9 protein-coding genes are annotated in these 13,020 nt (G+C 64.8%); 7 read left to right on the forward strand and 2 right to left on the reverse strand.

Features of this window, described 5'->3' with window-relative positions; all coding sequences use genetic code 11:
• Together BN1233_RS35100 and BN1233_RS35105 are read right to left on the reverse strand one after the other, a co-directional pair.
• Nucleotides 1–1,812: a cation:proton antiporter domain-containing protein gene (locus BN1233_RS35100; RefSeq protein WP_046868297.1), complete on the reverse strand. Its 1,812-nt coding sequence runs from the start codon at nucleotides 1,810–1,812 to the stop codon at nucleotides 1–3.
• Between the two features lie 271 nt (nucleotides 1,813–2,083).
• Nucleotides 2,084–3,370, reverse strand: a complete 1,287-nt coding sequence (locus BN1233_RS35105) for a cystathionine gamma-synthase family protein (RefSeq protein WP_046868298.1) — start codon at nucleotides 3,368–3,370, stop codon at nucleotides 2,084–2,086.
• 168 nt (nucleotides 3,371–3,538) lie between these two features.
• Here BN1233_RS35105 and BN1233_RS35110 point away from each other — a divergent pair, with 168 nt between their 5' ends.
• From BN1233_RS35110 to BN1233_RS35140, 7 genes are all read left to right on the forward strand, one after another.
• A complete protein-coding gene (locus BN1233_RS35110; protein WP_046868299.1) occupies nucleotides 3,539–4,387 on the forward strand; it encodes an AAA family ATPase in 849 nt (282 codons plus the stop codon).
• A gap of 15 nt (nucleotides 4,388–4,402) precedes the next feature.
• Entirely contained in the window at nucleotides 4,403–4,927 is a 525-nt protein-coding gene (locus tag BN1233_RS35115; protein WP_046868300.1) for a SixA phosphatase family protein, read from the forward strand.
• 160 nt (nucleotides 4,928–5,087) lie between these two features.
• Nucleotides 5,088–6,536, forward strand: coding sequence for a YcjX family GTP-binding protein (locus BN1233_RS35120; protein ID WP_046868301.1), 1,449 nt, complete (start codon nucleotides 5,088–5,090; stop codon nucleotides 6,534–6,536).
• Nucleotides 6,533–7,513 carry a TIGR01620 family protein gene (locus tag BN1233_RS35125; RefSeq protein WP_046868302.1) on the forward strand — a complete coding sequence of 327 codons (981 nt, stop codon included), beginning with the start codon at nucleotides 6,533–6,535 and terminating at the stop codon, nucleotides 7,511–7,513. Before BN1233_RS35120 ends, BN1233_RS35125 begins: the two co-directional genes overlap by 4 nt.
• A gap of 199 nt (nucleotides 7,514–7,712) precedes the next feature.
• Nucleotides 7,713–9,050, forward strand: coding sequence for a flagellar hook protein FlgE (locus BN1233_RS35130; RefSeq protein ID WP_046868303.1), 1,338 nt, complete (start codon nucleotides 7,713–7,715; stop codon nucleotides 9,048–9,050).
• 24 nt (nucleotides 9,051–9,074) lie between these two features.
• Nucleotides 9,075–10,895 (forward strand): flagellar hook-associated protein FlgK, encoded by a 1,821-nt coding sequence (gene flgK / locus BN1233_RS35135; protein WP_046868304.1) that lies wholly within the window; start codon nucleotides 9,075–9,077, stop codon nucleotides 10,893–10,895.
• A 9-nt stretch (nucleotides 10,896–10,904) separates the two neighbouring features.
• Nucleotides 10,905–12,407 (forward strand): hypothetical protein, encoded by a 1,503-nt coding sequence (locus BN1233_RS35140; protein ID WP_046868305.1) that lies wholly within the window; start codon nucleotides 10,905–10,907, stop codon nucleotides 12,405–12,407.
• Nucleotides 12,408–13,020 lie beyond the last annotated feature (613 nt).

The following is a 13,020-nucleotide window of genomic DNA, read 5'->3' on the forward strand; positions in this document are numbered from 1 at the left end:
TCAAGCGGTCGGTCGGGACTTGCCGGCGCCGCGACGGCTGCGGAAGGGTGCCGGCTCGATTTGTTTCGAGCCGTCCTCGCTTCCCCTCAGGACATCGCGGACCTCGTCCCTGCGCTGGTGGATCGAAGCAATTACGAGGCCGACAGGGACGCCGATATCCACCAGCACGGCCTCGCTGAGCTGCAGGGATGCTTCGATGGTTTCGGGCACGGCATCATCGACGCCGAGTTCGTAGAGGCGCGATGCGTGGCGCGCGTCGCGAGCCCGCGCGACGATCTTCACGTCGCGGTGCTCCCTGCGCACGGTGCTGACGAGCGATTCGATGACGCTCGGCGCATCCAGGGTGATGACGAGGCCACGCGCGCGATCGACGCCGCAGGCGTGGAGGAAATCCGGGCGGGCGCTGTCCCCGTAGAAGACGGGCCTGCCCTTCCGGCGCCAGGCAGCGACTACCTCCGGATTGGTATCGATCGCAATGAACGGAATTCCATGCCGTTCCAGCATTTCGCCGACCATCTGCCCGACGCGCCCATAGCCGGCGATGATCACGTGGTTCGCTTCGTCGGCAGGAGGAGGTTCCGGAGGCGGCCCTTGCCTGCTCGGACGGTCGAGGGCGCCGCCCAGCACGCGTCCCACTCTCGAAAGGCCGGGTGTGGCCACCATCGTCAGAATCGTCACGAGGAGGACGGACTGGATAAGCGACGAATCGCCAATTCCGACGGTCAGCGCCATCGCGAGGGTGACGAAAGCGAACTCGCCGCCGCCTCCGAGGAGGAGACCGGTTTCCGCGGCGACGGCGGGCGTCAACCCGAACAGTCGTCCGAGCCCGAAGACGATCGTCGCCTTGAGCACGACCAGCCCGAAAGCCGCCGAGAGGAGCGCGAGTGGCGCTTCGAGAAGACGCAGCGGATCGAGATTCATCCCGACGGTGACGAAAAACACGCCGAGGAGCAGGCCCTGGAAGGGCTCGATCGCGGCCATGATCGCGCGCCGGTACTCGGTCTCGGCCAGGAGAAGCCCGGCAATGAAGGCCCCGAGCGCCATCGAGAGGCCGCTGACGCCCGCCACGAGGCTTGTCCCCAGGACGACGAGAAGGCAGGCGGCCATGAAAAGCTCGGGAGAATGGGTCGCCGCCACGAGCTGGAACAGCGGGCGAAGGGCGAGGCGTCCGATGCCGAGGATAAGGGCAAGGGCGATGGTCGCCTGCAGGAGAGCGGTGACGAAGGATCCGACCGGAGCGCTCGAGGGACCTTGTCCGAGAGCTGCAATGGCGAAGAGGATCGGGGCGACGGCGAGATCTTGGAAGAGCAGCACCGCGAAGCTCGCGCGTCCTGCCGGCGCGCTGAGCCGTTTCTGGGCTGCAAGGACCGGCATCACGATGGCCGTGGACGAGAGGGCGAGTGAAAGGCCAATGACGGTCGAGGCGGAAAGATCGGCCGTAACGAGATAGGTCACCACGCCAAGAGCGGCCGCGCAGCAGGCGACCTGCATCGGCCCGAGACCGAACACCAGCTTCCGGAGGACCCGCAGGCGCTCGAAGGAGAGCTCGAGTCCGATTGCGAAGAGCAGGAAGACGACGCCGAACTCGGCGAGGTGGGCGGCTTCTTCGCTGTTGGAGATCGTGAACCGCGAGAGCCACGGGAACGTATCTGTGAGCCGGCCGAGACCGAAGGGACCGAGGGTGGCGCCGGCGGCCAGGAAGCCCAGGACCGGGCTGATGCGCAGGCGATGAAAGATCGGGACGATGATCCCGGCGGTTGCCAGGAAGAGGACCAGCTCCTTGTAGTTTCCTGCCTCGAATGGGGCGGCCATCGATCACACGCGCTTCAGCCAACCGAGCGCAGCGGTCGAGCCCTCACCCGCGCACCGATGCACGCGACCGCTCCCCAGGCGGAAGAGGCGAAGAGGCGCGGGCCCGGAACGTGCGCGCCTCTTTCGATACGGAAGATCGCCCGGGCCTGCCGGAGAGGTATGCAGAACCCGGGATCCGAATGCGATCCGACCTCCGTACCATATCAGGCGATCCCGGTCAGGAAAGCGCCGTCCCTGCACGAGACGAGCGTCAGGGCAGGGACGGGCCCCGTCAGGACAAGGTCGACAGTGCTTGCGCGAGATCGGCCACGAGATCGTCGGGATGCTCGATCCCGATCGAGACCCGGATGGTGGCATCCGAGACGCCGAGCCGGTCCCGAACCTCCTTGGGAACACCTGAATGGGTCGTCGAGGCCGGATGGCAGGTGAGCGACTCGGTTCCGCCGAGACTGACCGCGAGCTTGAAGATCTGCAGGGCGTTGAGCACGCGGAACGCTTCCGCCTCGCCTCCGGCGACGTCGAAGGAGAAGGTCGAGCCCGGGGCGCTGCTCTGCGCTTCGTAGACCCGGCGCTCGGGGGATCCTTCCGGGAGCCAGGCGAGATGGTGCACCTTCGTGACCTTCGGGTGCTCCGAGAGGAATTTGGCGACGATCTCGGCATTCCGGTTGGCCGCCGCCATGCGCAACGTGAGCGTCTCGAGAGACCGTCCCAGCATCCAGCATGAATGCGGATCGAGTTGCGTTCCGATCGCCGAGCGCAGGAGGCGCACCGTCTTCATCCGCTCACGGCTCCCGAGTGCCGCGCCGGCAATCAGGTCGGAGTGCCCGCCCACATATTTGGTGAGGGAGTAGATCGAGATATCGGCCCCGTGCAGCAGCGGCTTCTGATAGAGCGGGCCGAGCAGCGTGTTGTCGCAGACGATCACCGGGACCTGCCCCTGCTGCGCGGCGATCTCGTCCGCGATCCGCCGCATCAGCGCGATATCGACCAGGGTGTTCAGCGGGTTCGAAGGGGTCTCGATCATGATGATGGAGACGCGGCCCTTGGCCGCTGCCTCGGAGGCGGCGGCTCTCACCGATGCTTCGTCGATCCCGTCGGCGAAGCCCACGGCGTGCACGCCTAGCTCTTTCAGCGTTTTCGCCAGCAGGGTCTCGGTGCCGCCATAAAGGGGTTGGCTGTGGAGAATCGCGTCACCCGGGCGCGCGAAGGCGAGGATCGTCGTCGCGATGGCCGACATGCCCGAGGAAAAGAGGAGCGCGGCCTCCGCGTCCTCGAACACTGCGAGCCGATCCTCGACGATCTCGGAATTGGGATGGTTGAACCGGGAATAGACGAGGCCGGCAGGTGTCCCTTTTGGCGGCTCGCGACGGCCCGCGACGTAGTCGAAGAATTCCTTCCCGTGCTCGGCGCTGTTGAACACGAAGGTGGAGGTGAGAAACACGGGGGGCTTCACGGCCCCTTCTGAGAGGGCAGGATCGTAGCCGTAGCCGAGCATGAGGGTCTCGGGATGCAGCTTCCGGTTCCCGAGGCTATCCTTGTGGTAGCGTTCTTGTGCCATAGCTCTCTTTCATCCTTCCCGGGTTCTCGCCTGCATCGGCGGAGCGAAAACCCGTCCAACGTGGAATCGACGCAGGTCGTCACCGGAGGCCTCTAGCACAGCGGCCCCGTACGGGAGTACCTCGGCCCGAAGCGATCGAGATCAACGAAAACCGATACGGAACACAGCATGAAGAGATTTACGGGCACCGAGAGCTATGTCGCGACCGAGGACCTCAAGGTTGCCGTAAACGCCGCGATCGTTCTCGAGCGTCCCCTGCTGGTGAAGGGAGAGCCGGGAACGGGGAAGACGGTTCTTGCCGAGGAGATCGCCCGCGCCCTCGATGCCCCGCTGCTGACCTGGCACGTGAAATCCACGACGAAGGCCCAGCAGGGCCTCTATGAATATGATGCGGTGTCGCGTCTGCGTGACAGCCAGCTCGGCGATCCCCGGGTCTCGGATATCCGGAACTACATCCGGCACGGCAAGCTCTGGGAAGCCTTCGTCTCGCCGACCCGCCCCGTTCTCCTGATCGACGAGATCGACAAGGCCGACATCGAGTTCCCGAACGACCTCCTTCTCGAGCTCGACCGGATGGAGTTCCACGTCTACGAGACCGGGGAGGTGGTCCGCGCACGGCAGCGACCCATTCTCGTCATCACCTCCAACAACGAGAAGGAACTCCCGGACGCATTCCTGCGCCGCTGTTTCTTCCACTACATCCGATTTCCGGACGCCGAGACGATGGCCCGGATCGTCGAGGTGCATTATCCAGGAATCAAGCGGCGGCTTGTCGAGGAGGCGCTGCGGATCTTTTTCGAGGTCCGCGAAGTCCAGGGGCTCAAGAAGAAGCCGTCGACGTCCGAGCTCCTAGACTGGCTGAAGCTCCTTCTCTCCGAGGATATCGGGCCCGAAATCCTGCACGAGCGCGACACCCGCAAGCTCATCCCGCCGCTGCATGGCGCGCTTCTCAAGAACGAGCAGGACGTGAGCCTGCTGGAGAAGATCGCATTCATGTCCCGGCGTGAGAGCCGCTGAACCGAGGGGGTCTCCGTGCTTCGCCTGATGCTCCTGCGCCACGCCAAATCCGCCCGGCCCGCCGGTGTCGCCGACATCGATCGGCCGCTCGCCGCGCGAGGGCGGGAAGCCTCGCCCCGAATGGGCCGGTATCTCGCCGAAGAAGGGCTGCTGCCGGACCTCGTGATCGTCTCGGCGTCACGGCGGACGCGGGAGACCTGGGAACTCGTCGAGCCGTCCGTCGATACCACCGAGATCCGCTTTGACGCCCGGATCTACGAGGCGCCGGCAAGCCGGCTCCTCGCCGTGGTGCGGGAGACGCCGTCGAGTGTCCGGACTCTTCTCCTCGTCGGACACAATCCCGGATTCGAGGAACTCGCCAAGCTCCTCGTCGGCTACGGAGACCGTTATGCCTTTGCGCGGCTGACCGAGAAGTTCCCCACTGCGGGTCTCGCGGTGATCGATTTCGATCGGGAGAGCTGGTCCGAGATCGCCCCGCGCACGGGACGGCTCGATCGCTTCGTGACCCCGAAATCCCTCGGCGCCGACGCGGACGACTGAATGGCCGAGCCTTGCGGAGCCTCGCTCCGGGCCCCACCTTCGCGGAAGCCGTTTCCACGCTGCTGAAAGCGGCTCCCGCCCTGGCCTCGCACCGGTTCTCCGCCGCGAGCCGGTTGCATCTCACGGGAAAACCCTGCGACTTCGAGGACCTCGGCCTCCCTTGTCTCTCTTCAATGCATTGGTATCCGGCGTCGACGCAGCCGCGCAGGCCGTCCGGGACGCTTCCGGGCAACTCGTGCAGCCCTCGGTGCGGGTCGGGATCACGGGCCTTGCCCGGTCGGGGAAGACTGTCTTTGCCACCGCGCTCGTCCATCACCTGACGCGGGGCACCTCTCTGCCGGCCCTGCGGGCTTCGGCCGAGGGACGACTTCGGCGCGTGAATCTTGCGCCTCAACCGGACGACGACGTTCCGCGGTTCCCGATCGAGGACCATCTCGCCGCCCTTCTGGAGGAGCGGCGCTGGCCGGAATCGACGAACCGGATCAGCGAACTCCGTCTCCTCATCGACTACGAGCGAAAGGCAGGCTGGCGCACCGGCCCTTCCACCTTGGCGCTCGACATCGTGGATTATCCCGGGGAGTGGCTCCTCGACCTCGCGCTTCTCGAAACCGATTTCCCGACCTGGTCAGCGAAGACCCTGGAGCGCAGCCGCCGTCCCGACCGGCTCGCGATGGCCTCGGCCTGGCACGCGAAGCTCGCGGACGCAGACCCCCTTGCGGCGGCCGACGAGGGCGTCGTCCGAGGGCTCAGCGAGAGCTTCAAGGAATACCTCGCAGCTTTGCGGGCCGGTCCCGAGGCCGTCGCCACGACGCCGCCCGGCCGGTTCCTGATGCCCGGCGATCTCGCGGGCTCGCCGGCCCTGACCTTCGCGCCCCTTGCCCTGCCGAGGGACCGTACGACCAAGCCGAAGACCCTCGCGGCGCTCATGCAGCGGCGGTTCGAGGCCTACAAGACGCACGTCGTGCGGCCCTTCTTCCGTGAGCATTTCCAGCGCATCGACCGGCAGATCGTGCTCGTCGACGTGCTGGCAGCGGTGGACGCCGGACCGGCGGCGCTCGCCGAACTCGAGGAGGCTCTCGACAGCGTGCTGCTCGCGTTCCGCACCGGGCGCAACAATTTCCTGTCCCGCATCTTCTCGCCGCGCGCCGACCGCGTGCTCTTCGCGGCCACGAAGGCGGATCATGTCCATCACATGCAGCACGAGCGCCTCGAGCTCCTGCTGCGCCAGCTCGTCGCCCGGGCCGTCGCCCGGACGGAGAGCCAGGGCGCGCGGGTGGGCACCATTGCGATCGCCTCCGTGCGCGCCACGCGCGAGACCGTCATTCGCGACGGGCTCACCCAGTTGCGGGCGATCGCGGGCACGCCCGAAGCCGGGGAGCGCGTCGGCGACGAGGTCTTCGACGGAAACACGGAGGCCGCCATATTTCCGGGCGAGTTGCCGGAGAGCGCGGAAGCGGTCTTCGCGGGCGAGGTCCCGCCGGGGTCCCTGCGCTTCCCCCGCTTCCGTCCACCCGCGGTCACCGTCGATGCGGCGGGGCGCGTCGGGAGATTGCCGCATATCCGGCTCGACCGCGCCCTCGAGTTCCTGATCGGAGATCATCTCGCATGAGCCGCCCTCCACGCGCCGTCCGCCTCGACGATCCGGCTATCACCCGTGGCTCGGTGATCCTCGAGGACGAGCCGATGGATGCGATCGAGCAGGCCGAAGCCGCCGTCGTGCCGGTCTCGGAGCGGCGGCGTGCGCCCTGGGGCACGCTCCTGTTCAGCGCCGTCTCGGGCCTGGTGCTCCTCGCGCTCGGGCTCGCGATCAACCGGCTGATCTTCGATCTTCTCGCGACCGCGCCGGCGCTCGGCTGGATCGCGATCGCGCTGGCGGCGCTCGCGGCGATTGCGCTCCTAGCGCTCGTCGGTCGCGAGTTTCTCGGGGTGCTGCGCGAAGAGAGAATCGAGAAGCTCCGCACTGCCGCGGTCGAGGCGATCGGCGTGCGCGATCATACGGCCGCAAAGCGCGTCGCATCCCAGATTGCAACCCTCTATGCCCGGAGGAGCACGACACGGGCGATGACGCCCGTGCACGAGGACGAGATCCTCGAACCGGATGACCGGCTCGCGCTGGCGGAGCACATCTACCTCGCACCGCTCGACGAGCAGGCGAAACGCGCGATCGCAGCGGCCGCGAAACAGGTCTCGCTCGTCACGGCCGTGAGCCCGCGCGCGATCATCGATGTCGCCTTCGTGATCTACGCCGCGACGAAGCTCCTGCGAACGCTCGCGCGGATCTATGGCGGGCGGCCCGGCTTTGTCGGCTTCCTCCGGCTGGCGCGGTCAGCACTCGACCATCTCGCGGTGACGGGTGGGGTCGCGGTCGGGGACTCGCTGCTGCAGCAAGTCCTCGGCCTCGGACTCGCAGCCCGCGTTTCCGCGAAGCTCGGGGAGGGGGTGTTGAACGGCCTGATGACTGCTCGGTTTGGTCTTGCAGCGTTGGCCGTCTGCCGCCCGCTGCCGTTCATCCGCGAGCCTGCGCCGAAGATCGGTGAGGTTGCGGGAGAACTGCTTGCGCGTGCGAAGGATGATGCTACGCGTTGAGTGAGGGTGGCAGCGCCAACTTCGCAAGCAAGTGTCGGCAGATTTTGCCGACTATGTGGCGTGTTTCGCCTGGTACTCACAGCTCACTTTCCGCACTACTCCTGAAACATCAACATCTTACGCTTGGCACGAGCCTTGCGCTCAACTCTCCGTGACGTGATCCGCCAAATCATGAGGGCGGATCGGGGAGGGTTGAGTAATGGGTATCTTCGGAGCGATGACGACCGCGGTTTCGGGCTTGCGGGCGCAGTCCTACGCACTCGAGAACATTTCCGGAAACATCGCCAACTCGCAGACGACGGGCTTCAAGCGTGTCGACACGCGCTTCGTGGATCTGGTCCCGGAACTCTCGGCCGGGCGTGAGATCGCTGGTTCCGTTACTGCCTTTTCTCGCCTTACGAATACTCTGCAGGGCGACCTCCAGCCTACCGGTATTTCGACGAATGCCGCCATCAATGGCGAGGGATTCTTCGTCGTCCAGGAGCAGGCCGGCTACGCCAACAACCAGCCGATCTTCGGCGGTGTCGATCTCTATACGCGCCGCGGTGACTTCCATCTCGATAAGGACGGCTATCTCGTCAATGGTGCAGGCTTCTACCTGCGGGGCTCGAGCATCGATCCTCGGACGGGAGCGATCACCGGCAATGCAAACAGTGTGATCCGGATTTCGAGCGATCCGATCCCGGCACGCGCGACCACGACAATCAACTATGGCGTCAATCTTCCGACGCGCCCAGCAGTGCCATCTGCGGATCCGACGGATCCGGATTCTTATCTCCTTACGGGACTCGCGGGCGCCGACATTGCCGCCGAAAATAATGCGGCGTTCACGAGTAAGTCGATCTCCGGCGGATCAGTCACTGCCTACAATTCCGTTGGGACGCCCGTGAACGTGCAACTCCAATGGGCCAAAACGAGCAATGCAGCCGGAGCAGAAACCTGGGAGCTGTTCTATCTCTCTAACAGTGCGGCGACGACCGGGCAGACAATGTGGACTCGCATTGGTCAAGTAGAGTTCGACGGCTCAGGTGCGATGAAGCCACCCCTCTCGACGACAATCTCGGGCCTCACTGTCGACGGCGTTCCCGTCGGAAACGTAACCCTCAACTTCGGCAATACCGGCCTTACCCAATACGCCACGTCGAGCGGACTCGTTCAGGCCGGAACCCTCGAGCAGGACGGCTATCCCTCCGGCGTTCTCGACGCGATCCAGATCCTCAGCGACGGCCGCATCGCCGGCAGCTATACGAACGGCCGCGTCGTGCCCGTTGCCGAGATCCCGATCGTCCAGTTCAACGCCGACAACGCCCTGCGGCGCCTCGACAGCGGGGTCTACGAGCGCACCCTCGAATCCGGTCTGCCGATCGTCGGCCTGAACGGCTCGACCCTGATCGGCGGGCATGTGGAAGGCTCGAACACCGACATCGCGGAAGAGTTTTCTAAGATGATCGTAACCCAGCAGGCCTATTCTGCGAACACGCGCGTCGTTTCCACCTCGCAGCAGATGATGACTGAAATCATCAACATGGTGCGCTGAGGCTGAACGCTGGAGGGCAGTGATATGGGTCTTCTCACCTCCCTGAGCACGGCGATGTCCGGCCTGCGCACGACACAGGCCAGCATCGACCTCGTCGCCACGAACGTCGCGAACGCAAATTCGGTTGGCTACAACCGGCGGGTCATGTCTCCGATCCAGCAGGTGGCCGGAGACCGGACGATCGGCGTCCGATCGGGCGAGGTGGAGCGCCTGCTCGACATTGTGGCGCAACGGCAGCTTCGGCTCGAGACTGCGGGGGCGGCCTACACGGGCTTCCTCGCGCAATACACGTCCCAAGTCGACAAGATGTTCGGAACACCGGGTGACGCCGGCGCGCTGGACACGAGCTTCAACGACTTTACGAAAGCGCTCCAGGCACTGCTCTCGGATCCCGGCAACGACTCCGTCCGCTCCTCGGTGCTCGATGCTGCCGGCACGCTGGCAACACGGATCGGGCAGATTTCGGAAAACATCCAGGCTCTCAGAAGCCAAGCCGAGGCGCGGATCGATCTGGCCGTCGACCGGGCCAACGAACTCCTGAGGGGGATCGCTGATCTCAACACCCGGATCGTAGGCGATCAGACCACGCGGGACCCGGCGCTCCTCGACGAGCGCGATCGCATGATCGACGAACTGTCCCAGTATATGGACATCCACACGGTCCAGAACGGAAACGGCTCGGTCAGCCTGATGACGGCCGGTGGCCTGACGCTGTTCAACGGCATCGCACCCGTGACCCTGTCGTTCGACGCGCGTGCGGCGCTTTCGCCCCAATCGCTCTATTCCACGGATCCGAAGGCACGGGGCGTCGGCACCATCTTCGCGACGTCACCGAATGGCGCTACGATGGATGTTGTCGCCAACCAGATGATCCGGTCCGGGGAGATCGCGGCGGCGCTCGAGATGCGGGACGACATCCTTGTTCAGGCGCAGCGCCAGCTCGACGAGCTGGCGGCTGGTCTGTCACGGGCGATGTCGGATCGGCCCGTTAAGCCAGAAAACGGCGTGATCGACCTCACTGGTTGGCAGCCCGGCAACACGCTGACGATCGACTACACGGACGGTACCGGCACTGCACAGCGGGTCGTGCTCCTCGCGACCAACGGTGCTGCACTGACAATCGACAAGGCTGAGTTCGGCGGACCGAATACGCGAGTTATTCATTTCGACCTCAGCGTTGGGTTTGTCGCTGCTGTCGGCGAGGTAAACACGAAATTGGGAATCCCGGGTGTTTCACTCGCTCATGACGGCGGATCAGAGCTCCGGATCGACGATATTGCTTCAACTATCAAAGCAGTGTCCGGCGTCGTAACCGAAACATTGCTCACGGGCGGCTCTGCTCACCTCCCTCTCTTCGTGGATTCGGGCTACGGTGGACTGTTCACGGGCTCGTTCGAAGGCTCCTCGCACCTGACGGGGCTTGCCCAGCGCCTCGCAGTGAACCCGGAGCTGATCGCCGATAAGCAACACCTCGTGGTGTTCGACGCATCCACGCCCCAAGGCGACACGGTCAGGCCGCAACTTCTCCTCGACAGCCTGACCCGGAACGTTCGTTCTTTTTCGCCACTGAGTGGCCTGAACGGCGACGCGCCCTCCACGACAACGGTCGCCGATTTCGCGCGGCGCATCATCGAAGCTCAGGGCGCCTCCGCCGAGGCGGCTGCCCGGCTGCACAGCGGCCAGAGCGTCGCGCTTGCAGCCATCGAGAGCCGCTTCTCGGAAACGGGCTCCGTGAACATCGACCAGGAAATGGCGCATCTCGTGCAGCTTCAGACGGCCTATGGCGCCAACGCCCGCGTGATGAGCGCCGTGCGCGAGATGCTCGATCTGCTCATGCGAATGTAAGGACCTGCCATGACCCTTTCGACCTATGGTCTCGGAGCCTATGGCCGCAGCCCGGCGGAAGCCCTCGTTCGGGCGCGGCGCGATCTGACGGAGTTGCAGCGCCGGATGGTGACGGGGATGCGCTCCGACACCTATGGCGGGCTCGGCATCGACCGGCGCGCGAGTCTCGATGCCCGCGGAAAGCTGTCCGCGATCGAAGGGTTCATGAGCACCATCGGCACGGCCGATCTGCGCGTGAAGATGATGGTCCAGAACCTGGAGCAGCTCGCGAAGCTCGGCAACGAGACGAAATCCGACATCATGCTCACGCAGTTCGAGCTTCTGGGCGACGGGCGCACCTTCACGCAGAAGAATGCCGAGGCTCGGCTCAAGGAGGCAATCGATCTCCTGAACGCCGACATGGCCGGACGGCGCCTCTTCAGCGGACGTGCGGTCGATAAGAATCCAGTCGTCAGCTACGACCTCATCATGGATGGCGATGGGACCCGAGCTGGACTCCGTCAGATGATCCAGGAGCGCAAAGACGCAGAACTCGGGGCGCCCGGGCCCGACGGTCTCCGCCTCGGCCGGTTGTCCCTGTCTCCAACGTCGAATTCGCTGACGCTCAGCGGCGAGGTATCTGATCCTCCATCCGGGTTTCGTGTTGCGAATGTTCAGGCCACCAGCGGGTCAATGTCGGCAAGCTTTACCGGTGGACCGCCAACATCAACTCCTGGCTCTGCAACGATAACCCTCACCGACCAACTAAGAGACGGCGACACAATCAAGATCACTCTATTAGATCCTGATGATGTGCCTCACGTAGTCACGCTGAAGGCTAGTGCGCTCCCGCCGCCAGAGGGCAGCAGGGGGATGTTCCAGATCGGTAGCTCCATCACCGAAACTCTTGGAAAGATAGTGGAGGAGCTTTCGACGGCGATAGCCGAAAAGGCCGACGTAGTGCTCGGCGCGTATGCTGCGGTCGCGGCTGCGGAGGAGTTCTTCTTTGCACCCGACCTGATGCCAGACGGTACTCCCACGCCTCCGCCGGCCGGCATTGTGATCTGGTACGAAGGTGATTCTGACCCAACCATCGCTGCCCGAGCCACTGCGCCGGTGCGCACGGACCACACGCAGGTCGTGGGGACAGGTGCGCGAGCCAACGAAGACGGGATCCGCCACCTTCTCGCCCAATGGGGTGCTCTCGCCGCCGACACCTTCAAGGACACCCCCGCTGATGCGCTGCGCTACAAAGCACTGACCGAAAAGGTGTTCGATCGCCTTTCTGACAAGCCGTCGAATCCGAAGATCAGCGACATTGCAGCCGAGCTCGCAACTGCCGCGAACACGATGAAGTCTGCGAAGGAACGGCATCTCTCCACGAAAGCACTCATGTTGGACGTTCTGGAGAATGTCGAGCAGGTGAGTGACGAAGAGACGGCCGTCGCCATCATGTCGCTTCAGACCCGCCTTCAGGCGAGCTACGAGACGACATCGATCCTGTCGCGGCTGACGCTGGTGAATTACCTGTAAGTGCTGCACAACGTGCAAGATAGGTGAGGGCAGAGCTGCCACCTTTGCTTGAGGCGTCGGCGCTGCCACCCTCACCCGGCTGCTGCGCAGCCGACCTCTCCCGTCGAGGGAGAGGTGATGTGCGCGCCGCTGCTTCGCCTCTCCCCCGGAGGGAGAAGTCGCCCCGAAGGGGCGGGTGAGGGGGGCAGCGCTAACGCCGCAAATGCAAGCACCCGCCTGGATTTCCCCCGCATGACCGAAGGCCGCCTGCGCCGCTTTGCGCGGGCGATGCGGCACGAAGGTACCGATGCGGAGAAACTGGGATTGGACTGGTCGATCTGAGCGGGTTGTGTTCGCAGTGCTCGAAAGATTGGCGCTGCCCTCCTCACCCGGACGCTGCGCGTCCGACCTCTCCCTCCGGGGGAGAGGTGAAGACGGCGCAGTGCCCGCATTAGTTTTGGGTTCGTTCTGCCAAATCGAGAGATCGGTTTCGGAAGTGGAATTCTGGACCTCGTCGAGGAGGCGGATCGCCTTTTTGCGGCGGGAGAGGGCGCGGCGCTCGTAGCGGTCGAGCGTGGCGAGCTGGTCCCAGTCGCATTCGTGCTGACCCGCGAGCAGCAGCGTCCTGGCGTGA

This window comes from Microvirga massiliensis (assembly GCF_001006805.1).
GTDB lineage: Bacteria > Pseudomonadota > Alphaproteobacteria > Rhizobiales > Beijerinckiaceae > Microvirga > Microvirga massiliensis.